Source organism: Streptomyces sp. NPDC052236, assembly GCF_044548015.1.
Classification (GTDB): Bacteria; Actinomycetota; Actinomycetes; order Streptomycetales; family Streptomycetaceae; genus Streptomyces.
In genome coordinates this window covers 82,258-109,150 of the sequence record NZ_JBIUBL010000017.1, presented here as the reverse complement: position 1 = coordinate 109,150, position 26,893 = coordinate 82,258, and the positions used below count along the sequence as shown (strand labels likewise).

Annotated in this window: 27 protein-coding genes; 22 read left to right on the top strand and 5 right to left on the bottom strand. The window is 70.3% G+C overall.

Features of this window, described 5'->3' with window-relative positions:
• The first annotated feature begins 124 nt into the window (after positions 1-124).
• The 11 genes from ACIHCQ_RS26570 to ACIHCQ_RS26520 all read left to right on the top strand — a co-directional run bounded on the left by ACIHCQ_RS26570 (position 125) and on the right by ACIHCQ_RS26520 (position 10,381).
• On the top strand, positions 125-844 hold the full coding sequence (locus ACIHCQ_RS26570) for a GntR family transcriptional regulator (protein ID WP_399667391.1): 720 nt from the start codon (positions 125-127) through the stop codon (positions 842-844).
• A 148-nt stretch (positions 845-992) separates the two neighbouring features.
• On the top strand, positions 993-1,991 hold the full coding sequence (locus tag ACIHCQ_RS26565; protein WP_399667177.1) for a sugar ABC transporter substrate-binding protein: 999 nt from the start codon (positions 993-995) through the stop codon (positions 1,989-1,991).
• 149 nt (positions 1,992-2,140) lie between these two features.
• Complete coding sequence (locus ACIHCQ_RS26560) at positions 2,141-3,154, top strand: sugar ABC transporter substrate-binding protein (RefSeq protein WP_399667174.1); 1,014 nt, start codon at positions 2,141-2,143, stop codon at positions 3,152-3,154.
• Complete coding sequence (locus tag ACIHCQ_RS26555) at positions 3,151-4,230, top strand: ABC transporter permease (RefSeq protein ID WP_399667171.1); 1,080 nt, start codon at positions 3,151-3,153, stop codon at positions 4,228-4,230. The genes ACIHCQ_RS26560 and ACIHCQ_RS26555 overlap by 4 nt, the downstream gene beginning before the upstream one ends.
• Complete coding sequence (locus ACIHCQ_RS26550; protein WP_399667168.1) at positions 4,227-5,024, top strand: ATP-binding cassette domain-containing protein; 798 nt, start codon at positions 4,227-4,229, stop codon at positions 5,022-5,024. The genes ACIHCQ_RS26555 and ACIHCQ_RS26550 overlap by 4 nt, the downstream gene beginning before the upstream one ends.
• 241 nt (positions 5,025-5,265) lie before the next feature.
• Positions 5,266-6,426, top strand: a complete 1,161-nt coding sequence (locus ACIHCQ_RS26545) for an ROK family glucokinase (protein ID WP_399667165.1) — start codon at positions 5,266-5,268, stop codon at positions 6,424-6,426.
• An 8-nt stretch (positions 6,427-6,434) separates the two neighbouring features.
• Positions 6,435-7,010 (top strand): hypothetical protein, encoded by a 576-nt coding sequence (locus tag ACIHCQ_RS26540; RefSeq protein ID WP_399667388.1) that lies wholly within the window; start codon positions 6,435-6,437, stop codon positions 7,008-7,010.
• Between the two features lie 49 nt (positions 7,011-7,059).
• Complete coding sequence (locus ACIHCQ_RS26535) at positions 7,060-8,376, top strand: alpha/beta fold hydrolase (RefSeq protein ID WP_399667162.1); 1,317 nt, start codon at positions 7,060-7,062, stop codon at positions 8,374-8,376.
• Between the two features lie 12 nt (positions 8,377-8,388).
• On the top strand, positions 8,389-9,021 hold the full coding sequence (locus tag ACIHCQ_RS26530) for an MBL fold metallo-hydrolase (RefSeq protein WP_399667159.1): 633 nt from the start codon (positions 8,389-8,391) through the stop codon (positions 9,019-9,021).
• Positions 9,022-9,090: 69 nt separating this feature from the next.
• Entirely contained in the window at positions 9,091-9,870 is a 780-nt protein-coding gene (locus tag ACIHCQ_RS26525) for an exodeoxyribonuclease III (RefSeq protein ID WP_399667156.1), read from the top strand.
• Positions 9,871-9,928: 58 nt separating this feature from the next.
• A complete protein-coding gene (locus ACIHCQ_RS26520) occupies positions 9,929-10,381 on the top strand; it encodes a DUF6278 family protein (RefSeq protein WP_399667153.1) in 453 nt (150 codons plus the stop codon).
• A 236-nt stretch (positions 10,382-10,617) separates the two neighbouring features.
• Here ACIHCQ_RS26520 and ACIHCQ_RS26515 read toward each other — a convergent pair whose 3' ends face one another.
• Positions 10,618-11,817 carry an Ig-like domain-containing protein gene (locus tag ACIHCQ_RS26515; RefSeq protein ID WP_399667150.1) on the bottom strand — a complete coding sequence of 400 codons (1,200 nt, stop codon included), beginning with the start codon at positions 11,815-11,817 and terminating at the stop codon, positions 10,618-10,620.
• 235 nt (positions 11,818-12,052) lie between these two features.
• Here ACIHCQ_RS26515 and ACIHCQ_RS26510 point away from each other — a divergent pair, with 235 nt between their 5' ends.
• The 5 genes from ACIHCQ_RS26510 (at position 12,053) to ACIHCQ_RS26490 (ending at position 17,589) form a co-directional block, all read left to right on the top strand.
• Positions 12,053-13,195 carry a lipid II:glycine glycyltransferase FemX gene (locus tag ACIHCQ_RS26510; protein ID WP_399667385.1) on the top strand — a complete coding sequence of 381 codons (1,143 nt, stop codon included), beginning with the start codon at positions 12,053-12,055 and terminating at the stop codon, positions 13,193-13,195.
• Entirely contained in the window at positions 13,192-14,871 is a 1,680-nt protein-coding gene (gene murJ / locus ACIHCQ_RS26505; RefSeq protein ID WP_399667147.1) for a murein biosynthesis integral membrane protein MurJ, read from the top strand. The genes ACIHCQ_RS26510 and murJ overlap by 4 nt, the downstream gene beginning before the upstream one ends.
• 71 nt (positions 14,872-14,942) lie before the next feature.
• Entirely contained in the window at positions 14,943-15,623 is a 681-nt protein-coding gene (locus ACIHCQ_RS26500) for a response regulator (RefSeq protein ID WP_399667144.1), read from the top strand.
• Positions 15,620-17,056 (top strand): ATP-binding protein, encoded by a 1,437-nt coding sequence (locus tag ACIHCQ_RS26495; protein WP_399667141.1) that lies wholly within the window; start codon positions 15,620-15,622, stop codon positions 17,054-17,056. The genes ACIHCQ_RS26500 and ACIHCQ_RS26495 overlap by 4 nt, the downstream gene beginning before the upstream one ends.
• Positions 17,053-17,589 carry a hypothetical protein gene (locus ACIHCQ_RS26490; protein WP_399667138.1) on the top strand — a complete coding sequence of 179 codons (537 nt, stop codon included), beginning with the start codon at positions 17,053-17,055 and terminating at the stop codon, positions 17,587-17,589. The genes ACIHCQ_RS26495 and ACIHCQ_RS26490 overlap by 4 nt, the downstream gene beginning before the upstream one ends.
• Positions 17,590-17,611: 22 nt before the next feature.
• Here ACIHCQ_RS26490 and ACIHCQ_RS26485 read toward each other — a convergent pair whose 3' ends face one another.
• On the bottom strand, positions 17,612-18,352 hold the full coding sequence (locus ACIHCQ_RS26485) for a hypothetical protein (RefSeq protein ID WP_399667135.1): 741 nt from the start codon (positions 18,350-18,352) through the stop codon (positions 17,612-17,614).
• Positions 18,353-18,483: 131 nt separating this feature from the next.
• Between ACIHCQ_RS26485 and ggt the strand changes: the two genes are divergently transcribed.
• A complete protein-coding gene (gene ggt / locus ACIHCQ_RS26480) occupies positions 18,484-20,298 on the top strand; it encodes a gamma-glutamyltransferase (RefSeq protein ID WP_399667132.1) in 1,815 nt (604 codons plus the stop codon).
• Positions 20,299-20,310: 12 nt separating this feature from the next.
• Here the strand turns inward: ggt and map are convergent, their stop codons facing one another.
• Entirely contained in the window at positions 20,311-21,078 is a 768-nt protein-coding gene (gene map, locus ACIHCQ_RS26475) for a type I methionyl aminopeptidase (protein ID WP_399667129.1), read from the bottom strand.
• 55 nt (positions 21,079-21,133) lie between these two features.
• Between map and ACIHCQ_RS26470 the strand changes: the two genes are divergently transcribed.
• On the top strand, positions 21,134-21,388 hold the full coding sequence (locus ACIHCQ_RS26470; RefSeq protein ID WP_399667126.1) for a helix-turn-helix domain-containing protein: 255 nt from the start codon (positions 21,134-21,136) through the stop codon (positions 21,386-21,388).
• Positions 21,389-21,398: 10 nt separating this feature from the next.
• On the opposite strand, the gene ACIHCQ_RS26465 is transcribed toward ACIHCQ_RS26470, so the two are convergent.
• On the bottom strand, positions 21,399-21,776 hold the full coding sequence (locus ACIHCQ_RS26465; protein WP_399667123.1) for a VOC family protein: 378 nt from the start codon (positions 21,774-21,776) through the stop codon (positions 21,399-21,401).
• On the bottom strand, positions 21,773-22,228 hold the full coding sequence (locus ACIHCQ_RS26460) for an NAD(P)-dependent oxidoreductase (RefSeq protein WP_399667120.1): 456 nt from the start codon (positions 22,226-22,228) through the stop codon (positions 21,773-21,775). Before ACIHCQ_RS26460 ends, ACIHCQ_RS26465 begins: the two co-directional genes overlap by 4 nt.
• Before the next feature lie 83 nt (positions 22,229-22,311).
• On the opposite strand from ACIHCQ_RS26460, the gene ACIHCQ_RS26455 reads away from it, so the two are divergent.
• From ACIHCQ_RS26455 to ACIHCQ_RS26440, 4 genes are all read left to right on the top strand, one after another.
• Positions 22,312-22,680, top strand: a complete 369-nt coding sequence (locus ACIHCQ_RS26455) for a winged helix-turn-helix transcriptional regulator (protein ID WP_399667117.1) — start codon at positions 22,312-22,314, stop codon at positions 22,678-22,680.
• A gap of 103 nt (positions 22,681-22,783) precedes the next feature.
• Positions 22,784-24,565 (top strand): hypothetical protein, encoded by a 1,782-nt coding sequence (locus ACIHCQ_RS26450; RefSeq protein ID WP_399667114.1) that lies wholly within the window; start codon positions 22,784-22,786, stop codon positions 24,563-24,565.
• A 182-nt stretch (positions 24,566-24,747) separates the two neighbouring features.
• A complete protein-coding gene (locus tag ACIHCQ_RS26445) occupies positions 24,748-25,590 on the top strand; it encodes a nitrilase-related carbon-nitrogen hydrolase (RefSeq protein ID WP_399667112.1) in 843 nt (280 codons plus the stop codon).
• Positions 25,587-26,867, top strand: coding sequence for an aspartate aminotransferase family protein (locus tag ACIHCQ_RS26440; RefSeq protein WP_399667109.1), 1,281 nt, complete (start codon positions 25,587-25,589; stop codon positions 26,865-26,867). Before ACIHCQ_RS26445 ends, ACIHCQ_RS26440 begins: the two co-directional genes overlap by 4 nt.
• Positions 26,868-26,893 lie beyond the last annotated feature (26 nt).

Here is a 26,893-nt window from a genome sequence, read left to right as displayed (position 1 = left end):
GTCAAGACTTTGTCCTGACAACCGGACTTCACGACTTCCCGTCAACATCTCCTGCGACTACGCTCGCCCCGTGCCCAAGCAGCCCAGACACGTGACGGAACAGGCCCCGATCCTCCAGCTGAGCGTGGACCGCACCAGCCCGGTCCCGCTCTACTTCCAGCTGTCGCAGCAACTGGAGTCGGCCATCGAGCGAGGGACCCTCACGCCTGGCAGTCTGCTCGGCAACGAGATAGAGCTGGCCGGCCGCCTCGGTCTGTCCCGTCCCACCGTCCGGCAGGCCATCCAGTCCCTGGTCGACAAGGGGCTGCTGGTGCGCCGCCGTGGCGTCGGAACCCAGGTCGTGCACAGCCAGATCAAGCGCCCACTGGAGCTCAGCAGCCTGTACGACGATCTGGAGGCCGCCGGTCAGCGTCCCGCCACCATCGTCCTGACCAATGCCGTCGAGCCCGCGAGTGCCGAGGTCGCGGCGGCCCTCGGCGTACCGCAGGGCAGCGAGGTCCAGCTGATCGAGCGGCTGCGGTTCGCCCACAGCGAGCCCATGGCCCGGCTGCGCAACCATCTGCCCCGTGGCCTGTTCGAGTGCGACACCGAGCGGCTGGAGGTCACCGGCCTCTACCGCATGATGCGGGCCGCCGGGATCACCCTGCACAGCGCCCGGCAGTCGATCGGCGCGCGAGCCGCCACTGAGTTGGAGGCCGAGCTGCTCACCGAGGCGACCGGCGCTCCCGTACTCACCATGGAGCGCACCACCTTCGACGACACCGGCCGCGCGGTCGAGTTCGGCTCGCACATATACCGCGCCTCGCGCTACGCCTTCGAGTTCCAGCTCCTTGTGCGGCCGTAGCCGATGCCGTAGCCGATGCCGTAGCCGGTGCCCCTCCCGCCGAAGCCCTCGTAAGAATGTTCGGACAATATCTTGACGGGGGTTGTGTGACCGCCGTAAAAACGCTCCCAACCGCAACCGGGCGGCCGGGAGACAAGGCGGATCCACCATGCGTACCACCCGCACGGCAGCAGCTCTGCTCGCAGCAGGTGCCCTGGTCGTCCTCGCCGGATGCAGCAGTTCCGGCGGCAAGGAGGCGAAGGACACCCCGTCCCAGGGCGGCGGTGGTGGCGAGCCCGCCGCCACCGCACGGCTGAAGATCGCGATGGTGACGCACTCCGGCGAGGGCGACACATTCTGGGACATCGTCCAGAGCGGCGCCAAGGTCGCCGCGCGCAAGGACAACGTCGAGTTCCTCTACGCCGCCAACAAGGAAGGCAAGGAACAGTCCCAGCTCATCCAGACCTACATCGACCAGAAGGTCGACGGCATCATCGTGACCCTCGCCAAGCCCGAAGCGGTCAAGGACGTCGTCAAGAAGGCCGTCGCCGCCGGCATACCCGTCGTCACGATCAACTCCGGCGCCGAGTTCTCCAAGGCGTTCGGCGCGCTCAGCCATATCGGCCAGGACGAGTCCGTGGCGGGCGAGGCGGTCGGCGAGGAACTCACCAAGCGCGGCAAGAAGAAGGCGCTCTGCGTCATCCACGAGCAGGGCAACGTCTCGCTCGAAGCCCGCTGCGCGGGTGTGAAGAAGACCTTCAAGGGGACGGTCGAGAACCTCAACGTCGAGGGCACCAATATGCCCGCCTCCACCTCCTCCATCGAGGCGAAGCTGCAGAGCGCCAAGGACATCGACACCGTCGTCACGCTCGGCGCGCCCTTCGCCGCCGCCTCCGTCAAGGCCAAGGAGGGCGCGGGCTCCAGCGCCGAGGTCAACACCTTCGACCTCAACCCCGAGGTGGTCAAGCAGCTCAAGGCCAAGCAGATCGGCTTCGCCGTCGACCAGCAGCCCTACCTCCAGGGCTACCTCGCCATCGACGAACTGTGGCTCAACAAGGTCAACCTCAATGTGATCGGCGGCGGCAAGCCGATCCTCACCGGCCCGGCACTCGTCACTGAGAAGGACGTGCCCACTCTGGAGAAGCTGACCGCCGACGGCACCCGATGACGTACACCGCGCACCGGAGATACCTGACGGTGTGCCCCGCGCCGACCCCCCGACCAGCCGTGACACATACTTGGGCGGCCGGATCGAGTCGACTCGACTCCCGGCCGCACCGAGAAGTGCAGCAAGAACGGCAAGAGGGGCACGGCGTCGTGGCAACGGCAAGGACAGGGGTACGCGCGCTCGGCGCCGTGCTGGCAGCGGTACTCGGAGCCTCCCTCGCGGGATGCAGCGCCACGGGCGGCAAGCGGGCGGAGGACGCCCGTAAAACACAGAACACCGCAGGCAGGGCCGCGGTCACCACCCCCCGCTGGACCGTCGCCATGGTCACGCACTCGGGCGACGGCGACACCTTCTGGGACATCGTCCAGAAGGGCGCCGAGCAGGCGGCCGTCAAGGACAACATCAACTTCCTGTACTCCCACAGCGACGAAGGGCAGCAGCAGGCCCAGCTCGTCCAGACGGCCATAGACAAGAAGGTCAACGGGCTGATCGTCTCGCTCGCCAAGCCCGACGCGATGAAGGACGTCATCGCCAAGGCCCGCAAGGCAGGCATCCCGGTGATCACCGTCAACTCGGGCTCGGAGCAGTCCAAGGCGTACGGCGCGCTCACCCACATCGGCCAGGACGAGGCCATCGCGGGCGAGGCCGTCGGCGACGAGCTCGACAAGCGCGGCAAGAAGAAGGCCCTGTGCGTACTGCACGAGCAGGGCAATGTCGGCCACGAGCAGCGCTGCGCCGGGGCGAAGAAGACCTTCGGCGGCCGGCTCCTGAACCTGTACGTGGACGGCACGAACATGCCTGACGTCAAGGCGTCTATCGAGGCGAAGCTGCAGGCCGACCCCTCCATCGACTCCGTCGTCACGCTCGGCGCGCCCTTCGCGGACGCCGCCGTGCAGGCGAAGAAGACCGCGGGGAGCGACGCCGAGGTCGACACCTTCGACCTCAACGCCAAGGTCGCCACCGCGCTGACGGCGGGCACGCTCGGCTTCGCCGTCGACCAGCAGCCCTACCTCCAGGGCTACCAGGCCGTGGATCTGCTGTGGCTGTACAAGTACAACGCCGATGTCCTCGGCGGCGGGCGGCCCGTTCTCACCGGACCGCAGATCATCACCAGTGACAACGCCGCCGAGCTTCAGGAATACACGGAGCGAGGGACCCGATGAGTGCGACCGCACCACCTGCCGGCACCCGCCAGCCCGGTCAGCCCGGTCAGCCGGCCAAGAGCGACGAACGGCTGCTGCGCGCGTCGCCGCTGCGCAAGCTGATGGGCCGCCCCGAGCTGGGGTCGGTCGTCGGCGCCGTGGCCGTCTTCCTCTTCTTCTCGGTGATCGCGGACTCCTTCCTGCAGGCGTCCAGCTTCTCCACTGTCCTGTACGCGGCCTCGACGCTGGGCATCATGGCCGTACCGGTCGCGCTGCTGATGATCGGCGGCGAGTTCGATCTGTCGGCGGGTGTCATGGTGACCAGCTCCGCGCTGATCTCCTCGATGTTCAGCTACCAGATGACGGCGAACGTGTGGGTCGGCGTGCTGGTCTCGCTGCTGGTCACGCTCGCGTTCGGGGCTTTCAACGGGTTCATGCTGACCCGTACGAAACTGCCCAGCTTCATCGTCACGCTCGGCACGTTCCTGATGCTGACCGGCCTCAATCTCGGCTTCACCAAGCTGATCAGCGGCACGGTCTCGACGAAGTCCATCAGCGACATGCAGGGCTTCGAGTCGGCCAAGAAGCTCTTCGCCTCCCAGCTCACCCTGGGCGATGTCACCCTGAAGGTGACCATCCTGTGGTGGTTCGGCCTGGTCGCCGTGGCCACCTGGATCCTGCTGCGGACCCGCTTCGGCAACTGGATCTTCGCGGTCGGCGGCGGTGCGGAGGCGGCCCGCGCGGTCGGCGTCCCGGTCAACAAGACCAAGATCGGCCTCTATATGGGCGTCGCCTTCGCCGCCTGGGTCTCCGGTCAGCACCTGCTCTTCTCGTTCGACGTCGTGCAGTCGGGCGAGGGCGTCGGCAATGAACTGACGTACATCATCGCGGCGGTCATCGGCGGCTGCCTGATCACCGGCGGCTACGGGTCGGCGATCGGCTCGGCGGTCGGCGCGTTCATCTTCGGTATGACGAGCAAGGGCATCGTGTACGCGGAGTGGAACCCGGACTGGTTCAAGTTCTTCCTCGGAGCGATGCTCCTTCTGGCCACCCTGCTCAACGCATGGGTCCGCAAGCGTGCGGAGGCAAGCAAATGACGGCGACGGCGACCGCGGCAGCGACACCCCTTGTCGAGCTCGACAGCGTCAGTAAGTACTACGGCAACATTCGTGCGCTGGAGGGCGTCTCGCTCGAAGTCCACGCGGGAGAGATCTCCTGTGTGCTCGGCGACAACGGCGCGGGCAAGTCCACCCTCATTAAGATCATCGCGGGTCTGCACCGGCATGACGCGGGCACGTTCCTGATCGAGGGGAAGCCGGCGAGCCTCGCCAACCCGCGCGAGGCGCTGGACCGGGGCATCGCCACGGTCTACCAGGACCTGGCCGTCGTACCGCTGATGCCGGTCTGGCGAAACTTCTTCCTCGGCTCCGAGCCGACGAAGGGCGCCGGGCCCTTCAGGCGCCTCGACGTCGAGAAGATGCGCGAGACGACGCGGTCCGAGCTGCTGCGGATGGGCATCGACCTGCGGGACGTCGACCAGCCGATCGGGACGCTGTCGGGCGGTGAGCGCCAGTGCGTGGCGATCGCGCGGGCCGTCTACTTCGGCGCGAAGGTCCTGGTCCTGGACGAGCCGACGGCGGCGCTCGGCGTCAAGCAGTCGGGCGTGGTCCTGAAGTATGTGGCGGCCGCACGGGACGCGGGTCTGGGTGTGGTGTTGATCACCCACAATCCGCATCACGCGTATCTGGTGGGGGACCGTTTCGTACTGCTCAAGCGCGGGCTGATGTCGGCGAGCCACACGAAGGACTCGGTGACGCTGGACGAGTTGACGCGGCAGATGGCGGGGGGCAGTGAGCTGGAGGACCTCCGCCACGAGCTGGAGCGCGCGTAGGCCGCCCTGGTCGGGGGCGCTGCCCCGAACCCCGCGCCTCAATCGCCGGCGGGGCTGGATTCTCCAGCCCCGCCGGCGATTGAGGACACCGCCCGGAGGGCGGTACGGGGTCTGGGGCGGAGCCCCAGTTACGGGTAGGGGCGGGTAGGGGACAACGCCCCGCGCAGCGGCCCTCACCCGCACCCCGCCCCCCAAGTGGCAGAATCGGCCCCCCACCCGCCCCCAACACCCCCGCAGGGACATGAGCACATACCGCGACTTCGCGAACCGAGGCTCCGCCCGCGCCACCGTCCTCAAGACCGTCGGCACCCGCGAGCGGCGCTCGCACCTCACCGCGCCCCGCGTACCCACCGTCGGTATCGACATCGGCGGTACGAAGGTGATGGCGGGCGTCGTCGACGCCGACGGGATCATCCTGGAGCAGCTGCGCACCGAGACCCCGGACAAGTCCAAGAGCCCCAAGGTCGTCGAGGACACCATCTGCGAGCTGGTCCTCGACCTCTCCGACCGCCACGACGTGCACGCCGTCGGCATCGGCGCGGCCGGCTGGGTCGACGCCGACCGTTCGACCGTGCTCTTCGCGCCCCACCTGGCCTGGCGCAACGAGCCCCTGCGCGACGCCCTCACCGCCCGCCTCGCCGTCCCCGTACTGGTCGACAACGACGCCAACACCGCCGCCTGGGCGGAGTGGCGCTTCGGCGCGGGCCGCGGCGAGGACCATCTGGTGATGATCACCCTCGGCACCGGCATCGGCGGCTCGATCCTGGAGGACGGCCGCGTCAAGCGCGGCAAGTACGGCGTCGCCGGTGAATTCGGCCATATGCAGGTCGTTCCCGGCGGCCACCGCTGCCCCTGCGGCAACCGCGGCTGCTGGGAGCAGTACAGCTCGGGCAACGCCCTCGTCCGCGAGGCCCGCGAGCTCGCCGCCGCCGACTCGCCGGTCGCGCACAGCCTCATCGAGCGCGTCGGCGGCAATATCCACGAGATCACCGGACCGGTCATCACCGAGCTCGCCCGTGAGGGCGACGCCATGTGCATCGAGCTGTTCCAGGACATCGGCCAGTGGCTCGGCGTCGGCATCGCCAATCTCGCCGCCGCCCTCGACCCCTCCTGCTTCGTCATCGGCGGTGGCGTCAGCGCCGCCGACGACCTGCTCATCGGCCCCGCCCGCGACGCCTTCCGCCGCAATCTCACCGGCCGCGGCTACCGCCCCGAGGCCCGCATCGCCAAGGCGCAGCTGGGCCCCGAGGCGGGTATGGTCGGCGCCGCGGACCTCGCGCGGCTGGTGGCTCGCCGCTTCAGACGGACCAACCGGCGGCGCGTCGAGCGCCATGAGCGGTACGAGCGCTATGCGCAGGCCATCCGTAACACCAGCACCGCCCGCCCCAGCCAGGAACCGTGACCGTGACCATGACCGTGCCCCGCCAGTCAGCGAACCCGGACGACAGTGGCCGCCCGCCCGAGGACCGGCGCCATATGATCCGCCGCCGCTGGCTGACAGCGATCATCATCGTGCTGCTCGTCGGCATCCCGGCGGGCTATCTGGTGATCTCCGCCGAGCAGAGCCGCGACAGCGGCCGGGACAAGGAGGCGGAGTCCGCGGCCACCGCCCTCAGGGACACCTGGCCGTCCCAGGCCAAGCGCCGCTTCTTCGAGGTGCCCATCCCGGGCGAGTCCACGGACGTGGCCTATTTCGAGACGAGCAACTGGAAGACCAGCCGGCTGTTCGTGCAGTTCCGCACCACGGCCGCCGGGCTCGACCGGTTCCTCAGGCACGTCGGGACGAACCGCGCCGACCTCGACGAAGGCGCGGTCACCATCAGCACCCGTGACGCCGAGACGGCCGGCTGGGGCTTCGGCCCGGACCGCGACTGGGCGGGGACCACGCACCCGCAGAAGAAGCCGCAGCCCAGCCAGGACATCACCGTCGACCTGACCGATACGTCCAGCCCCATGGTGTATGTCGTATCGACGGCGACCCCCTGACCGGAGGGCCGACCGCCACTCATTACCCGGGGGTCATTACGGTGGGTGGGTGAGTGAGACGCAGACGCCCCCGAAGACCTTGCAGTACCGGATCGACGGTCCGGACGACGCCCCCGTCCTCATCCTCGGTCCCTCCCTGGGCACCACCTGGCACATGTGGGACCGGCAGATCGCCGACCTGGCCGCCCAGTGGCGGGTGTTCCGCTACGACCTGCCGGGCCACGGCGGCGCGCCCGCCCACCCCGCCACCGCCGTCAGTGAGCTCGCCGACCGGCTGCTGGCGACCCTCGACCAGCTCGGTATCCAGCGCTTCGGATACGCGGGCTGCTCCATCGGCGGCGCGATCGGCATCGAACTGGCGCTGCGCCACCCGCACCGGATGGCCTCCCTGGCCCTGGTCGCCGCCTCGCCCCGGTTCGGCACCCCCGACGGGTTCCGCCAGCGCGGCGTGATCGTGCGTACGAACGGAATGGACCCGATGGCCCGGGCCGCGCCCGAGCGCTGGTTCACGCAGGGCTTCGCCTCCGCGCAGCCCGCGATCGTCGAATGGGCCGTCCAGATGGTCCGCACCACCGACCCCGGCTGCTACATCGCCGCCTGCGAGGCGCTGGCCGCCTTCGACGCCCGCAGTGACCTCGGCCTCATCGGCGTCCCCACGCTGGTCCTGGTCGGCTCCGAGGACCAGGTCACCGGGCCCGCCGAGGCCCGCACCCTGGTCGCGGGCATACGGGACGCCCGCCTCGCGCTGGTGCCCGGCGCGTCCCACCTCGCCCCCGTGGAGCAGCCCGCCGCCGTCACCGACCTGCTTGTACGACACTTCTCCACGGCCTGGCAGGACACGCTCCCCGCGATTCCGGCGCCGACGACCGCGCACACGGGCACGCACATGGTCGGGCCCGCGGTCTCGGCCATGGTGACGCCGGTGGCCGAGCTCGCGCCCGCCTCCCCGGAACAGCCGCAGGCGGTCGCCGCCGGCCGCCCCGACCCGTACCACGCGGGCATGAAGGCACGCCGCGAGATTCTCGGCGACGCCCATGTGGACCGGGTGACGGCCGACGCGGACGCCGACGACTTCACCGGCGACTTCCAGGAGCTGATCACCCGCTACGTCTGGGGCGAGGTCTGGACCCGCGAGAGCCTGGACAGGCGCACCCGCAGCGTGGTGACGCTGACCGCGCTGGTCGCGGGCGGACACCTGGAGGAGCTGGCCCTCCACACCCGCGCCGCCCTGCGCAACGGGCTGACCCCCGCCGAGATCAGGGAGGTCCTGATCCACGTGGCCGTGTACTGCGGCGTTCCGGCGGCCAGTTCCGCCTTCAGAGTGGCCCAGGCAGTGATCCAGGAGGAGACCACGCCCCCGGCGTAGCAGGATGGGGGCATGAGGCTCACGAAGAAGACGCATGCCTGCATCCGGCTGGAGAAGGACGGGCAGACGCTCGTCATCGACCCCGGCTCCTTCAGCGAACCCGACGCGGCTCTGGGCGCGGACGTCATCCTGGTCACGCACGAGCACCCCGACCACTTCAACGAGGACCGGCTGCGCGCCGCGCTCATCGCCGATCCGGGCGCGCAGATCTGGACCCTGCGGAGCGTCGCCGAGCAGCTCTCGGCGGGCTTCCCGGGCCGGGTCCACACCGTCGGCCACGGCGACACCTTCACCGCGGCCGGCTTCGACGTACAGGTCCACGGCGAGCTGCACGCCGTGATCCACCCGGACATTCCGCGCATCACCAATGTCGGCTATCTCGTGGACGGTTCGCTGTTCCACCCCGGCGACGCCCTCACCGTGCCCGACCACCCGGTCGAGACGCTGCTGCTGCCCGTACACGCCCCGTGGAGCAAGCTCTCCGAGGTGATCGAGTACGTACGGGAGGTGAAGCCGCAGCGCGCCATCGACGTGCACGACGCCCTGCTCACCGAGCTGGCGCGGCCCATCTACGACGGCCATATCGGCTCCCTGGGAGGCGCGGAGCACCAGCGGCTGGCCCCGGGCGAGGCGGTCGGCGTGTGACGTCCGGATCGATGTCCGGATCGACGGCCGCATCCTCGATTGTCAGACCTGGCGGATAGGCTTCTTCGCATGCGCATCGCCACCTGGAACGTCAACTCGATCACCGCCCGGCTCCCCCGGCTGCTGGCCTGGCTGGAGAGCAGCGGCACGGACGTGCTGTGCGTCCAGGAGACCAAGTGCGGCGAGGAGCAGTTCCCCGCCGCCGAGCTGCGCGAGGCCGGCTACGAATCCGCGACCAACGCCACCGGCCGGTGGAACGGCGTGGCGCTGATCTCCCGCGTCGGCCTGACGGACGTCGTCAAGGGCCTGCCCGGTGGCCCGGCGTACGAGGGCACACAGGAGCCGCGGGCGATCTCCGCCACCTGCGACGGGGTCCGCCTCTGGTCGGTCTATGTGCCCAACGGCCGAGAGGTCGCCCACGACCACTACGCCTACAAGCTGAGCTGGCTGGCGGCGCTGAAGATATCCGTGGCGGTGGACGCGGCGGGCGCGCGTCCGTTCGCGGTCCTCGGCGACTTCAACATCGCGCCGACCGACACCGATGTGTGGGATGTGGCCGCCTTTGACGGGCTGACGCATGTCACCGCGCCCGAGCGGGCGGCGCTGCAGGCGCTGCGCGAGGCCGGGCTCACCGATGTGATACCCCGCCCGCTGAAGTACGAGCACCCCTTCACCTACTGGGATTACCGCCAGCTGGGCTTCCCCAAGAACCGCGGCATGCGTATCGACCTGGTCTACGGCAATGAGACCTTCGCCAAGGCGGTCAAGGACAGCTATGTCGACCGCGAGGAGCGCAAGGGAAAGGGCGCTTCGGACCACGCGCCCGTCGTCGTCGATCTGGACATCTGATGGGGGTCGACGCGCGCCCTGTGGTGCGTGGGGCCGCGGGGATGCGAGGCTGAGCAGTATGAACATCCCTTTCTTGGACAACTGGCTCAAGCGACGCGGCGGTGTGGACGAGGAGAACGTACTTACGGCCGGTGCCGAGGACGACCCGGAGAGAGCGGCCGCCATTGCCGAGCTGCTCTCCGAGTGCGAGCTACTGCGTGTCCGAGTAGGGGAGTCCGGGCTCGAACTGGACGACACCCCTGCCTCGTTGGCCGCCCTGGACCAGCTGCCGCCGCGCTGGCGCGACGACCCGGAGGAGCTGCCCTCGCTGGGCAATGACGCGGGGCTCTACCTCGGCACCGTCATGGTCCGTACGGTGCCCGGCGCGACCTGGCACATCTGGCCGGGCGGCCATCCGGTGGTGCGGCTCGTCTCCGGCCGGGAGATCAGCGTGGTGGAGGCGGGCCTGGAGTGGGCCGTCAATGGAGCGCCCGAGCTCTCCCAGGTCTATGCGGAAGCCGCCGAAGGGTAGATAAGTACGGCTTATGCAACATTGTGCGTGTCGGTGCGAATTCCCTTGCCGGGATGAATAGTTTGCAAACTCATCGCGTCGATCTCGACTACGATTTGCCCTTCGCACCCTCCCTCCGCCCTCCGGCGGGGAAACCCGCTGGCGGCAGCCGGTGATCACTTCTCGTCCAGGGGAGAAGGTCAGCTGCGCGCCGGACGGGTGGTGTTCGGTGCACTCTCTGAACCCTCTGCACCCGCTCAGCGGAGGGCGCTCTTCGACTGCCACTCGGACCAGGACAGATTCCACTCGGCGTAGCCGTTGCCCTGCGGCGGCTCGCCCTTGGAACCCTTGCCGGTGATCTCGAAGGGGTCGCCGACCTGGAGCTTTCCGTACAGCGAGGAGGCGTTGGCGGTGCTCATGCCGATGCAGCCGTGGCTCTTGTTGGACTTGCCGAAGTAGGCGGCGTTCCAGGGGGCGGCATGGGCGTACATCCCGGACCAGGTGAGCCGTACCGAATACGCGACCATTTTGTCGTAGGCATCGCCGAGGCCGACCGTCTCGGAGTTCATCCGCACCGTGCCCTCCTTCGCGATCACCACCGAAGTGCCGCTCCAGGAGGCCTGGATACCGCCCGGGGTGCCCGCCGACACCGGGATCGACGCCGCCTCCCGGCCGTCCCGCACCAGCTTCAGCGACGAACTGCTGAGGTCGACCTTGACCACCTGGCTCCTGCCGACGGTGAAGCCGGTGTCGTAGTCGCGTACGAACCACCCGCCGTCCTGTCCTGAGTCGATGCCGTTGAGGTCGGCGTTCAGCTTCACGGTGGTGCCCGGCTTCCAGTACTCCTTCGGGCGCCAGTCGACGCGGTCCTTGCCCGAGTAGTCGGTGAGCCAGCCCCAGGAGCCCACCGTGTTGTTCGAGGTGGTGACCTTGAGCTGCTTCTCCACCGCGGCTCTGTTCTTCACCGGGTGGTCGAAGACGATCGACAGCGGCTGGGCGACGCCTACCGTGGTGTTCTTGCCGGGAGCGAGCGTGAGCTTGTTGACCTTGTCCGCGGCGGCAGTGGTGATGCCGGCGCGCAGGCTCCCGCCGTGCTCGGCCTTCGCCTCGACGGTGTAGCCGGTGCCGGGAGCGGCGTTGCGGTCGGACGTCCAGGACTTCGCGTCGGCGGATATCCGTCCCGTCAGCCTGCCGCCCCTGGTGTCGGCGACCGTGACCTCCTTCAGCTTCCCGGCGGCCAGCGTCACCCGCACCGGCTCGCCGGCCCTGGCCTGATTGCCCTTCAGGTTCACGGAAATCTTCGCCGCCACCGGCGCGGCCACGACACCGGTGGATTCCATCTCCGATTTCTTCTCGGAACCGCCGCCGGACTCATTGCCGGAACATGCGGTGAGAGCGGCGGTCAGGACCGCGGTCCCGCCGACGGCGGCAATGGCGGCGTTACGTATACGGCTCAACTGAAAACCTCCGAGGCGCTGTCTGTCCGTACGGAACGATGCGATGACAGGACCCTAGGTCGCACAACTCCCGTGAAATCCCCGGAACGCCCATGTGACGGAGACCGCAGACGAACGGTCATCGTCCGGTCACATTCACCGCGCGGACCGGTCACGGACCACTGTGAGCATCCTGTGCGTCCCCGCAGCCGACGACGGGGCGAACAGGGAGGCCACCGACGTGTGCGCACTGCTCATGACGCCCGGTCAGGACAGCGAACCAACCGTACGCACACTCGCCGCCGACCAATATCAGTGGTTTCTGGCCGCCCGCCCGGAGGCGAGCTTTCTGCAGTACCCCTCCTGGGCCGAAGTGAAGGACCAATGGCGCTCCGAACGAATTGGCTGGCAGCTGAATTCCGGTGAACTGGCGGGCGCCGCGCTCATTCTCTACCGGCAATTCCCGGGCACCCGGAAATACTTCGCCTACCTTCCCGAAGGACCCGTCGCCGACTGGGCCGACCCGGACATCGACCGGTGGCTCCAGCCGCTGATGCGCCATCTGCGCAAGGCCGGGGCATTCGCCGTACGGATCGGCCCCTCCCCGGCGTACCGCCGCTGGGACGCGGAGCGGCTCAAGAGCGCCATGGGCCCGGGCCGCAAGATCGGCGACGTCCTGGCCACGGAGGTCGACCCGCTGGGCGCCGCCGTCGCCGACCGCCTGCGGACCCGCGGCTGGCAGCGCTGCGGCGGAGACGAAACCGACGCCGACGCCCAGCCGCGGCTCGTTTTCCGGGTGCCGCTGGCCGGTCGCGACGCGGGCGATCTGTGGGCGGGCCTCAACCAGGAGTGGCGGCGCAATATTCGCAAGGCGGAGAAGGCGGGCGTCGAGACCGTGGTCGGCGGGCCCGAGGACCTGCCCGAGTTCTACCGGCTGCTGCGCATCACCGAGGAGCGGGACGGCTTCCGTCTTGGCAGGTCACTGGCGTACTACGAGAAGCAGTACGCCGCCCTCAACGCGGAACAGCCGGGCAGGATGCGGCTCTGTCTCGCCCGCCACCAGGGCGAGATCCTGGCCGCGCACACCATGATCGTGGCCGGTCGCCGCGTCTGGTACCAGACCGGCGCCTCCGCCGACCACCGCCGCGAGGTCCGCCCCAGCAACGCGCTGCAGTGGCGGATGATGTGCGATGCGCTCGCGCTCGGCGCCGACGAGTACGACATGCGCGGGGTACCCTCCACCCTCGATCCCGACGATCGGCCGTTCGGGTTGCTGCGCTGGAAGCTCGGCACCGGCGGCCAGACCGTCGAGACCCTCGGAGAGTGGGAGACATCGGTGGGCGGAACGGCCAACAGCGCACTGTACCGGGCCTTTCAGGCCTATCTGGCCCGACGGTGACGGCCGCCGCCACGGCGGAGACCGCCGCGGACTCGCCCTCCCCGGACTCGCCCTCCGCCCGGAAGCCCCGCTCGGCCCTGCGCAGCGGTATGGCGATGGCCGCCGGGTCCGTCGTCTCCCGGATCACCGGATTCGTACGGTCCGCCGTCGTCGTCGCGGCGCTCGGCACCGGACTGCTCGCCGACGGCTACACGGTCGCCAACACCGTCCCGAACATCCTCTACATCCTGCTGATCGGCGGCGCGCTCAACGCCGTCTTCGTTCCCGAACTGGTCCGCGCGGCCAAGGAGCACAAGGACGGCGGGGCCGCGTACACCGACCGGCTGCTCACCGCCTGCGCCGTCGCGCTGCTGGTCATCACGGCGGCGGCCGTGCTTGCCGCGCCCTGGATCGTGGCCGCGTACACCGACTACGCGGGCGCGCAGGCGGATCTCACGGTGGCCCTCGCCCGCTACTGCCTGCCGCAGATCTTCTTCTACGGCCTGTTCACCCTGCTCGGACAGGTACTCAACGCCCGCGATCGCTTCGGCGCGATGATGTGGACCCCGGTCCTCAACAACCTGGTCGTCATCGCGGTGTTCGGGCTGTACCTCGCCATGGCCGCCGACAGCTCCGGCACCCTCAGCCCCGCCCAGGCCCAGCTGCTCGGCTGGGGCACCACCGCGGGCATCGTCGTCCAGGCGCTCGCGCTGATCCCCTCCCTGCGCGCGGCCCACTTCCGCTGGCGTCCGCGCTTCGACTGGCGCGGCGGCGGGCTCACCCGGCCGCTGCGGTCGGCGGGCTGGCTGATGCTGCTCGTGCTGACCAACCAGTTCGCGTACTGGGTGGTGACCCGGCTGTCGACCTCCACCGGGCAGCGCGCGGCGGACGCCGGGCTCGCGGGCGGCGCCGGATACACCGCGTACAGCAACGCCTTTCTGCTGTGGGCCGTCCCCCAGGGCATCGTCACCGTCTCCCTCGTCACCGCGTTGCTGCCGCGGATGAGCCGGGCCGCGGCCGACGGCGATCTCGCGGCCGTCCGCCGAGATGTCTCCTACGCGCTGCGCTCCAGCGCTGCGGTCGTCCTTCCCGCGGCCTGTGCGCTGTTCGCGCTGGCGCCATGGGTACTGGGCAGCGTCTTCGAGTACGGCAGGACCGGGCCCGCCGACATCGCGGTGATGGCCGGAATGCTGATGGCGTTCGCGCCCGGACTGATCGCCTACTCCGGGCAGTACGTGCTCTCGCGCGGCTTCTACGCCCTCTCCGACACCCGCACGCCCTTCTGTCTCAACCTGGTGACCGCCGCGCTCAACGCCGCACTGTCCGCGACCGCCTACCTGCTGCTGCCCGCGCGCTGGGCGGTCACCGGAATGGCCGGGGCCTACTCCGTCGCGCTCTTCGCGGGCTTCGCCGTCACCGCGTACACCCTCAACCGCAGACTGGCGGCGCCCGGCCCCCGCCCCGCGCTGCTGCGCTCACCCGGACTGCGCACCCATGGACGGCTGCTGCTCGCCTCCCTGCCCGCGGGCGCGCTCGGATACGCGGCGGCCAGGTCGGCCGAGGCCCTGGGGGACTTCGCGGCGGCGGGCGCGGGCACGCTGGTGCTGGTCGCGGTCGTGGCACTGCTGGCGCGCCCACTGGGCCTCACGGAGATCACCGCCATGCTGACGGGCGCCCGCAAGCGGCTGCGCCGCTGAAGATCCCGCCTGCCGGCCCGACCCTACTGACCCGACCGTACTGACCCCATCAGCCCAAGGACACTGACGCCATGCCACGCGTACTGCTGATAGAGGACGACCCGTCCGTACGAGAAGGGGTCGAGCTGGGCCTGCGCCGCCGAGGCCACGAAGTGCGCGCTGCGGAGACCGGCGAGAGCGGACTCGACGCGCTGCGGGAGTTCCACCCCGAACTGGTCCTCCTCGACCTGATGCTGCCCGGCATGAACGGAGTGCAGGTCTGCCGCCGCATACGCGAGACCAGCCAGCTGCCGATCATCATGCTCACGGCACGCGGTGACGACTTCGACGTGGTGGTCGGTCTTGAGGCCGGAGCCGACGACTACATCGTCAAACCCGCCCGCACCGAAGTCATCGAGGCCCGCATACGCGCCGTACTGCGACGCCTCGCCGACCCCGGTGGCCGCCCCGGCGTCGAGTTCCACGGCGAGCTGGCGATCGACCGCTCCGGACTGAACGTGGCCAAGTCGGGCGAACGGCTGCCACTCGCGCCCAGCGAGCTGAAGCTGCTCCTCCATCTGTCCGCCTCGCCGGAACAGGTCTTCAGCAGACAGCAACTCCTCGAATACGTATGGGAGCACAGCTACCACGCGGACGCGCGGCTGGTCGACGCCTGCGTACGGCGGTTGCGGCACAAGGTCGAGGACCCCTCGGGCAACCCCCGCTACATCCAGACCGTGCGCGGCTTCGGCTACCGCTTCGGGCCGCTGTGAGGCTCACCGCGGGATTCGGCCTGCGCACCCGTCTCATCGCCGCCTTTCTGCTGGTCGCCGCCGTCAGCGTGGCCACCACCGCGGCCCTGACCTACCGCGAGGCGCGCACGGCGGTACTGGAGCAGAGCCAGGACGCGGCGGTCGCGCAGCTCCGGGAGGAGCTGCGCCCCCTCGCGCCGCCGCTCGCGACGGACCAGGAGGGCCTGGAGGAGCTCTGCAAGGTGCTGGCCCGCAAGGGCACCCCGCGCCCCTGGACGGTCTTCGCCGAGTACGGGAAGATCACCGCCTCCTCCACCGACCGCCCCACCTCCACGGTCATCACACCCGAACTGCGTGAAGCCGTGCGCGCCAGGCCGTACGGGGCCTTTCAGCGCGTCATCAAGGACGGGCAGCCCTGGCTCACCGTCGGCATGCCGACCGTGCTCACCACCGGAGCCACGACCCTGCCCACCGGCCTCGTCTTCTACGCCGTGATGCCGCTGGCCACGGAGGACGCCAACATCCAGGCCATGCTCACCGCGGCCCGCGACGGCGCGCTCCCGGCCCTCGCTGTCGCGCTGGTGCCCGCCCTGCTCGCCGCGCGCAGTGTGCTGCGCCCGGTACGGGACCTCAGGCGGGCGGCCCGCAACATGGGCCGGGGCAAGCTCGACACCCGTATCGAAGTCAAGGGCGCCGACGAACTCGCGGACCTCGCGTGGACCTTCAACGAGTCGGCCGAGGCGATGGAGAGCTCGGTACTCGAACTGCGGCAGGCGGAGGCCAGAGCCCGGCGCTTCGCCTCCGACGTCTCGCACGAACTGCGCACCCCGCTCGCCGGAATGCTCGCCGTGACCGAGGTGCTGGACGAGGACGCGGAGTCGCTTCCCCCGGACACGGCGGCGGCCGTACGGCTCATCAGCGCCGAGACCGGCAAGCTCGCCACGCTGGTCGAGGACCTGATGGAGATCTCCCGCTTCGACGCCAGGGCGGCGGAACTCAACCTCGACGAGGTCGACGCCGCCGAGGCCATCCGCCAGACCCTGCAACGGCGTCACTGGGAGCACCAGGTCGCCGCCGAACTCCCCGAGGGCGTACGGGCCAGACTCGACCCGCGCCGTTTCGACATCGTCATCGCCAACCTGGTCGGCAACGCGCTGCGGCACGGCGCCCGGCCCGTCGCCGTACGGCTGCGCACCGAGCAGCGCTCCTACGGAACCTGTCTGGTGACGGAAGTGTCCGACAACGGACCCGGGATCCGGCCCGAGGTGCTTCCGCATATCTTCGACCGCTTCTACAAGGCGGACGCCGCCCGCAGGCGGTCCGCGGGCAGCGGCCTCGGACTCGCCATCACGCTGGAGAACGTACGGCTCCACCACGGCACCGTCCGGGCGGCCAACGGCCTTGGCGGCGGAGCGGTCTTCACCGTGGAGATCCCCCTGGAGGTCGCGTCATGAAGCTCCGGCCCCGCATACGGCCCCGCGTACGCCATCGCGCGGCAGCCGTTCTGGCGTCCGGCGTGCTGCTGCTCACCGGCTGCGGGATACAGAGCACCGACGTCGTCGCGGCGGGCGAGCCCGCGACCATCACCACCGTGGGCGGGAGGGACAGGACACTGCTGTACTTCGTCTCCCCGGCCGGCGACCTGATGCCCGTCGTCCGTTCGCCCGGTACGGGCTCCGTGGGCAAGACGTACGCACTGCTGTTCAGCGGTCCCGACGAGACCGACTCCGCGGCCGGCCTCACCACCGAACTGCCCGCCGGCGGCAGCTGGGGCAAGGCCGGGGGCGGGGGCGGAGTGAAGGTCGGCGAACTGACCAACAGCGTGGAGTTCACTGTCGGCATGGCGGTCGGCGGGCTGTCGGCCACCGCCCGGGACCAGCTGCTGTGCACCCTCGCGTACGCCGTTGTGGCGGAGGGCGACGCCGAGGTGACCGTCACCGGCAGCGACGGGTCTTTCGGTCCTGGGCGCTGCCCGCTCGCGGCCTAGGCGCGACGCCTCAGCACGACGCCTAGGCGCGATGAGAAGTGGGCGCGGCGGCAGGCGCGGGCACCTGCGCCGTACGGGTCACATCGGCGACCAGCTCGACCACATTGGGGCCGTACGCGTGCGAGTTGATTACCTTCAGCAGCAGACAGAAGGTGCTGTCGCCGTGCTTGCGGGTGAGCTTCTCGTGGTGGCGGGCCAGATAGCGGGTGGCCGCCTGGTTGGTGATGGCGCGCTGCCCGCAGAAGAGGAAGACCGGGCGCGCGCCGTCACCGGTCGTGAGCCGCGCCAGCAGAACGTACTCGCACACGCCCCGGTCCATGCGGTAGCGCTCCGAGCCGATCTGGAAACTGGCCTGGTCGGGACCCGGCTCCGCGTCTGTGTTGATCTTCACACCGGGAAGGAGACTGTGCAGGTGAGCGGCCATCCGGCGATTGGAACCGGGCCCGCCCACGCAGAACTCCGTACGCTCGCCGAGGCCCTGCTGCGTTATGTCGTGCCAGACGATCTGGGCGTTCGCCCCGCAGTCCTTGATGAGGGCGGCGAGTTCCAGCAGCGCGAAGACGTCGAAGCGGTGCACGGAGCCGTCCCGCCCCGCCTCGCGGTTGACGACGAGAAGAGACTCGGAGTTGCCCGGCAGCCCGAAGAAGGCCTGCTTGCGGCGGAGCCTGCGCCGCCAGAGGTAGGTGCGGGCGAGCCAGCCGAGAGCGGCGCTGATGCCGGCGGCGACCACGCCGAGCACGATGTTGCGTACGTCGTCATTCATGGGCGCGCATGCTAGCCGGGTTCCGGACCATTGTTCGACGCGATGGTTTGGCACGGCAGTTCGTGGTCGTCCCCCCACGGAGGGACATCGTCCGGCTACGCTGCCCGCAACCGCGTTGACTGGAGGTAGGGATGCGTCGCTCCGCCGCCCGGAAGGTATCGGTTCTCGCCGTGGCCGCTGCCGTGCTCTCGATCGGCGCCACCGCGCCCCCGACCGACCCCCCGCCGCCCCGGACACCCGTCAAGACACCCGTGGCCGCGGGCTACGGCGGCGCGGTCGCGAGCGTCGACGCGGACGCGTCGGCCGCCGGTATCGAGGTGCTGCGGCGCGGCGGCAACGCCGTGGACGCGGCGGTGGCGACCGCCGCGGCGCTCGGCGTCACCGAGCCGTACTCGGCGGGCATCGGCGGAGGCGGCTACTTCGTCTACTACGACGCCAAGTCCCGTACCGTCCAGACCATCGACGGCCGCGAGACCGCCCCCGCCTCCGCGACCGCCTCCCTCTTCCTTGAGGACGGCAAGCCGATCCCGTTCGCGGAGGGCATGACGAGCGGCCTCGGCGTCGGCACCCCCGGCACCCCCGCGACCTGGGACACGGCCCTCGACGCCTGGGGCAGCAGGCCGCTGGCGCAACTGCTGCGGCCCGCCGAGCGGCTGGCCAAGGACGGTTTCACCGTCGACGCCACCTTCCGCTCGCAGACCGAGTCCAACCAGGCGCGCTTCGCGGACTTCCCCGACACGGCGAAGCTCTTCCTGCCCGGCGGGCAGCTGCCGGTGGTCGGCTCGGTCTTCAAGAACCCCGATCTGGCGCGTACGTACAAGGAGCTGGGACACAAGGGCGTTTCCGCGCTCTACCGGGGCCGGCTGGCCGACGACATCGTCCGTACGGTGCGGAAGCCCCCGGTGGCGGCCGGCGCGGCACGGATCGTACGCCCCGGAGATCTGACGGCGAAGGACCTGTGGGCGTACGAGACGGAGCGGCGGGCGCCGACGAAGGTGACCTACCGGGGGCTGGACGTGTACGGCATGGCCCCGTCCAGTTCGGGCGGCACAAGCGTCGGCGAGGCGCTCAACATCCTGGAGCGGACCGACCTGTCGAAGGCCACGCAGACGCAGTATCTGCACCGCTTCATCGAGGCGAGCCGGATCGCGTTCGCGGACCGGGGGCGGTGGGTCGGTGACCCGGCCTTCGAGGACGTGCCGACGAAGGAGCTGCTTTCGCAGCGGTTCGCCGACTCACGCGCCTGCCTGATCAAGGACAACGCGGTGCTCACCAGCCCGCTCGCGCCGGGAGACCCGCGCAACCCCGCGGCGTGCGGGAGTGCGGGCACGGCCGCCCCCACGACGTACGAGGGTGAGAACACCACCCATCTGACGGCCGCCGACAAGTGGGGCAATGTCGTCGCGTACACCCTGACGATCGAGTCGACCGGCGGCAGCGGCATCACCGTGCCCGGGCGCGGTTTCATTCTCAACAACGAACTGACCGACTTCTCCTTCGCCCCGGCGAACCCGGCGGTCCACGACCCGAACCTGCCGGGTCCGGGCAAGCGCCCGCGTTCGTCCATCTCGCCGACGATCGTGCTCGACCACGGCCGTCCGGTGCTGGCGGTGGGCTCCCCGGGCGGTGCGACGATCATCACCACCGTGCTCCAGACGCTGACGGGCCGTCTGGACCGCGGCCTGCCGCTGGTCGACGCGATCGCCGCGCCGCGCGCCAGCCAGCGCAACCAGCCGACGACTGAGCTCGAACCGGCGCTGTGGAACAGCCCGTTGCGCGCCGAACTGGAGGCGATCGGCCACGCCTTCCGGCAGAACCCGGAGATCGGCGCGGCGACGGGCGTACAGCGACTGCCCGACGGGCGGTGGCTGGCGGCGGCCGAGCGGGTCCGCAGGGGCGGCGGCTCGGCGATGGTCGTCCACCCGAGCGGTCCGCCGTCCGGCTGACGGCCGTCGCTGTTAGAGCGCGGTCAGGATGCGCGGGCCGCTGTCCGTGATCGCCACCGTGTGCTCCGCGTGGGAGGCGCGGCTGCCGTCGGACGTACGGATCGTCCAGCCGTCGTTCGCCGTGTAGTGGTCGTCGGTCCCGCCGCCGATCACCATCGGCTCGATGGCGATCACCATGCCGTGGCGCAGCGGCATGCCCCGGCCCGGGCGTCCCTCATTGGGCACGCCCGGGTCCTCGTGCATCGTGCGGCCGATGCCGTGGCCGCCGAAGCCGTCCGGGATGCCGTAGCCCGCCGAACGGCAGACCCGGCCGATGGCGTGCGCGATGTCGCCGATGCGGTTGCCGACGACTGCCGCCGCGATGCCCGCGTCCAGGGCGTCCTCGGCGGTACGGATCAGTCGTACGTCCTCGGCGCGGGCGCGGCCGACGGTGAAGCTGACGGCCGCGTCGCCGACCCAGCCGTCCCGGATCGCGCCGCAGTCGACGGACACCAGGTCGCCGTCGCGCAGCCGGTAGCCGTCGGGGATGCCGTGCACGATCGCGTCGTTGACGGAGGTGCAGATGACGGCGGGGAAGGGGACCGGCGCCCAGCTCGGCCGGTAGTTGAGGAAGGGCGAACCTGCCGCTGCCTCGTCGAGAACCGTGCGGGCGGCCCGGTCGAGGTCGCGGAGGCTGACGCCGACGGCAGCGGCCTCCCGGGCGGCCGTGAGCGCCTGGGCCACGATGCGGCCCGCCTCGCGCATCGCATCGATCGACGTATCTGTCTTGAGTTCCACCATGCCAATTACTATACCGGTCATGGCGGTATTCAAATACCGGCATTAGAATAACGGCATGGTGCGCAACCCTCTCACTCCCCAAGAGCGTGAACGCGGCGAACGGCTCGGCCGGCTGCTTCGGCGAGCCCGCGGCGACCGCAGCATGGTCGAGGTGGCCGCGGCGGCCGGGCTGTCCGCCGAGACGCTCCGCAAGATCGAGACGGGCCGGGCCCCGACCCCCGCCTTCTTCACGGTGGCGGCGCTCGCCGGGGTGCTCGGCCTGTCGATGGACGAGCTGGTCGTGAGCTGCGCGCTGGCGCCCGCGGCCTGAGGTAGCTCCCTCAGTGGCGGACCAGGCAGAAGGGATGGCCCGCGGGATCGGCGTAGACGCGCCAGCTCCGCTCCTCGGAGCCGCCGTCCAGCACCGTCGCACCCCGGGCCAGCACCTGCTCCTGGGCACGGTCCAGGTCCGGAGTGCCGAAGTCCAGATGAAACTGCTGGGGCCGGTCCGGGTTCGGCCACTGGGGCGGCAGATGGTCCGCGACGCGCTGGAAGGCGAGCACGAGACCGGACGGAGTGTGCAGCGTCGCCCAGTCCGCGTCGACTGCCCACCGCCGGTCCGGCTGATTGACGGTGCCGCCGAGCAGCTCCCCGTAGAACGCGGCGAGCCGCTCGGGCTCGGGGCAGTCCAGCACCACACACTGCAGTTCAGCGATCATGGACGGAGCCTAGCCATCAGGTAGTCGGCGACCGCCGGCTGGATGCGGTGGTGGCGCGGGCTCTCGATCTCGTCCAGCAGGGCGATGGCCAGATCCGCGTGCGCGATATGGCCGGAGCCGTCGATGACCCGGCCCTCGGCCGTACGGTAGCGGCCGGTACGCGGACCGGTGGCGTCCAGCTCCATCGGCGGGACCACTACCAGCCAGTCCAGCCCCGCCGCCGTGTCGCGCAGGATCTCGAACTCCGCGACGTGCCCCTGCGTGAAGACCCGGTACGGCTCCGGGAAGTCCGGCGCGTCCATGACCCGTACGCCCGGCGAGATCTCCAGTGCGGAAGCGATGCCCAGGGTCAGAAAACGGCTCACGCCCGCCTTCGTCAGGCCCGCGATCAGGGCCTTCGCCGCCCTCTGCCACGGCCGCCCGGCCGACCCGTCAGCCTGCTCCGAAAACAATGATTTCGCTCATGGGCGGGACGGTGGAACGAGGGTGCCCGGTTACTGCAAAGGTACCGAGAGATCGACGAGAGGTCGGGACGATGAGAGAGCCGTTGCGGCGCGACATGTTCGAAGACCCGGACTGTTCGAGCCAATTGCAGCCGTTCCGTTTCGGCGACAAGTGGTCGGGGAGGATGCTGCGCTGCCTGGAGGACGGCCCGCGCCGCTTCTCCGAGTTGAGGGTTCCGCTGCACCGGGTCACCCCCAAGGTCCTCACCGAAACACTGCGCGCCATGGAGCGGAACGGCTCCCTGACCAGGACCGCGTACGACGAGAACCCGCCGCGCGTCGAGTACGGGCTCACCGCGCTCGGCCGGTCGGTGCTCGGCCCGATGGACGCGGCGTGCGAGTGGGCGAGGGCTCATCTGCCGGAGCTCGCCGAGGCGAGGGACGCGTACGAACGCGGGTAGGTGCGGTGACTGTCTGAAACAGGGCGTAGCACAGCCGTAACATACCTGGGATCGAATGCCTCCGGACTGGATCAATCCGGCCGAGGGTGGAGCAGGGACGGCGATGACGGTGTATCAGCTTCCGGCAGAGGTAGGGGTGTTCGCGCGGTACTTGAGAGAGCTGACCGCACGGCTCGACCCGGGCGGCGGCTGGTACGAGATCTTCTGCCAGCGGGACCCCGACGGGATGCGGGCCTGCCTGGAGGGCACCGAGATACCGCCCTGGGATGTGGTGGAGTCGCTGCTCCAGGACCTCGCGGTGAGCAGGGGGCAGGAGTTCGAGTTCGCGGAGCCCGAATCCGTACGCGCCAGACAGCTCCACGCGGCCGCGGCGGCGACGCACGACCGGCAGCCGGGCGCGCGGGATGCGCTGGGCGAGCGGCTGGAGCTGATGCGCCGCGAGCAGGTGTACGCGTCGGGGCGGGCGGAGGAGATGGCGCGCCGCCTGTCGGCGGAACCGGAAGGCACGTCCGCGGCGGCGGAACTGGCCCACGAACTGGCGTGGACCCGGGACGACCAGGCGAGGGCGTCGGCGCGGGTCGCGGAGTTGAGGGCCAGGCTCGGGGCGCTGGACGAGGCCGCTCGGGGGCGGGCGTGGCCGACGGAGGCGCAGGAGGGCCTCATGGAACCCGAGGACTGGTCGGGTTTCGCGTCCCGCCAGTCGGGCGGACGCCCGGGGCCTGCGACGGGCGGTGCGGATGCCGGGTGGCCGGGAGGCGAAGAGACCCCGGCCGCGCGGGACGGCTCGTTCGGTGGCGGCGCGCCGCACGAGGGGACGGGCTGGTCCGGAGCCGCGGAGGTGCCTGCCGCGCGGGACGGCTCGTCGGGTCCGGGTCAGTCGCACGATGGGACCGGGTGGTCGTCCGCAGGGCGGGGGGCTTCCGCCGCGTGGGACGGCTCGTTCGGTCCGGGCCCGTCGCACGAGGGGACAGGCTGGTCCGGAGCCCAGGAGGCTTCCGCCGCGCGGGACGGGGCGTCCCGTCCCGATGCGGCCCCGGCGTACGACCCGCGGCGGCACCCGGCAGTCGGCGCGGACGCCCGGTCGCCGCAAGGCCAGGACGCTCCGGCTCCTGCCCCCACCCCTCTCCCCACGCCCGCCCCCCGACCCGCCAAGGCCAAGAAGTCGCGACGGCCCCGGGGAGCCCGGTTCGCCGGGGTCGAGGGCGGTGGGGTCGAGGCCGCCGCCGTGCCGTTGTTGCCCGTCCTCGGCGACGTACCCCGTGGGGCCCGCTACGGCGGCGCCGCGCCCGGCCACGACAACCAGGCCGGCCCCGAGGCGTCGCCCGCACCCACCGCCGCCACCGCTGAGGACGAGCGCGCCGAGCGCGCCGCCCGCGAAACCGTCGGCGCGCTCGGGCGGCTCCGTGCCGAGGGTCGGAGCGGTGAGGCGCACGCCGTGCTCTGTGAGGCCGCCGCCCGGCCCGCGCCCTGGCTGCCCGTACTCGCCGCCGAGCTCCACCGCGCCGGTCTCGACGCCGACTGGGTCACCCTGCTCTGGGAAGCCGCCTCCCAGCCCGCGCTGAAGCTCGCCGCCGCCGCCGGAGCACTCGCCGCCGCGGGCCGTACCGAGGACAGCCGCCAGCTGCTGCGCCAGGGCGTCACACGCCCCGCCGACGACATCGCCGCCGCCGTCCTCGCGCTGGAGGACGAGCACCGTAGCCCCGAGGCACGCGCGCTGCTCGACGCCTTCGTACAGGTGCACGCGCCCGAGGACGCGGCCAGAATCGCCGAACGCGACCCACGCCGCCTGGTGCCGCAACTGCTTGCCGCCGCCCGCGGTGTCTCCGCGCACCATGAGCGCGATCTTGTGCACGCGCTGCGCGTAGCGGGCCATCTCCACGGCTGAAGCCCTGGAGAAGGCGCGTGTCGAAGCCGTCCGGTATGGACCGCGCGGGTGCGAAACATGATCGACTCTGCCGGTTAACGGCGATGGTCTTGCCCCCGTGTGGGACGGGGCTTACGTTCTCCTCCTACGCACCGCATCTACGTGCGTAGAAGCTCTCTCACGCACCCCCGAAGGAGCACCTCATGGCCAATGTCGTACGTGCCGCACTTGTCCAGGCCACCTGGACCGGCGACACCGAATCCATGATTGCCAAACATGAGGAACACGCCCGCGAGGCGGCCCGGCAGGGTGCCAAGATCATCGGTTTCCAAGAGGTATTCAACGCGCCGTACTTCTGCCAGGTCCAGGAGCCGGAGCACTACCGCTGGGCCGAGCCCGTCCCGGACGGCCCCACGGTCCGCCGGATGCAGGATCTCGCCCGCGAGACCGGCATGGTCATCGTGGTCCCCGTCTTCGAGATCGAGGGCGCGGGCTTCTACTACAACACCGCCGCCGTCATCGACGCCGACGGCTCCTACCTCGGCAAATACCGCAAGCACCACATCCCGCAGGTCAAGGGATTCTGGGAGAAGTACTACTTCAAGCCGGGCAACCTTGGCTGGCCCGTCTTCGAAACCGCCGTCGGCAAGATCGGCGTATACATCTGCTACGACCGGCACTTCCCGGAGGGCTGGCGTCAACTCGGCCTCAACGGAGCCCAGTTGGTTTACAACCCGTCCGCCACCTCGCGCGGGCTCTCCGGCTACCTCTGGCAGCTGGAGCAGCCCGCGTCCGCCGTCGCCAACGAGTACTTCATCGCGGCCATCAACCGCGTCGGCCAGGAGGAGTACGGCGAGAACGACTTCTACGGCACGAGCTACTTCGTCGACCCGCGCGGCCAGTTCGTCGGCGATGTGGCCAGCGACAAGGAGGAGGAACTGCTGGTGCGGGACCTCGACTTCGACCTGATCGATGTCGTACGACAGCAGTGGGCGTTCTACCGGGACCGCCGCCCCGACGCGTACGAAGGACTGGTGCAGCCGTGACTCACCTGTACGACCGCCACAAGGCCGTCATCCCCGACTGGATCGCGCTCTACTACAAGCAGCCGATCGAGCTCACCCACGGCGAAGGCCGCCACGTCTGGGACGCGGACGGCAACCGCTATCTCGACTTCTTCGGCGGCATTCTCACCACTATGACCGTGCACGCCCTTCCCGAGGTCACCAAGGCGGTGAGCGAGCAGGCCGGGCGGATGATCCACTCCTCCACGCTCTACCTTAACCGCCCGATGGTCGAGCTCGCCGAGCGGGTCGCGACGCTCTCCGGCATCCCCGACGCGCGGGTCTTCTTCACCACCTCGGGCACCGAGGCCAATGACACCGCGCTGCTGCTCGCGACCGGGTACCGCAGCTCCAACCAGATCCTGGCGATGCGCAACAGCTACCACGGCCGGTCCTTCTCCGCCGTTTCCATCACCGGCAACCGAGGCTGGTCGACCACCAGCCTCTCGCCGCTCCAGACGCTGTATGTGCACGGCGGCGTCCGCACCCGCGGCCCCTACGCCCAGCTGTCCGACGCGCAGTTCATCGAGGCGTGCGTCGCCGACCTTGAAGACCTGCTGGGGCAGACGCGCGGTGTCGCCGCGCTGATCGCCGAACCCGTCCAGGGAGTCGGGGGCTTCACCTCCCCGCCCGACGGGCTGTACGCCGCGTTCCGCGAAGTGCTCGACCGGCACGGGATCCTGTGGATCTCGGACGAGGTGCAGACCGGCTGGGGCCGCACCGGCGACCACTTCTGGGGCTGGCAGGCGCATGCCGAGAACGGTCCGCCGGACATCGTCACCTTCGCCAAGGGCATCGGCAACGGCATGTCCATCGGCGGTGTCGTCGCCCGCTCGGAGATCATGAACAGCCTGGACGCCAACTCCATTTCGACGTTCGGCGGCTCCCCGATCACCATGGCGGCAGGTGTCGCCAACCTCTCGTATCTGCTGGAGCACGACCTCCAGGGCAACGCCCGCCGGGTCGGCGGTCTGCTGCTCGAGCGGCTGCGGGCCATCGGCGCGAGCGTTCCCGCGGTACGTGAGGTCCGCGGCCGGGGCCTGATGGCGGGCATCGAACTGGTCAGGCCCGGCACGGACGAGGCGAACCCGGACGCGGCCGCGGCGGTGCTGGAGGCCGCGCGCGAGGGCGGGCTGCTGCTCGGCAAGGGCGGCGGGCACAACACGAGCGTCCTGCGCATCGCCCCGCCGCTGTCGCTCACCGTCGCCGAGGCGGAAGAGGGCGCGGCGATCCTCGAACGTGCCCTGCAGGCCATTTAGTTCAGCGTACGAATTCTCAGCGTACG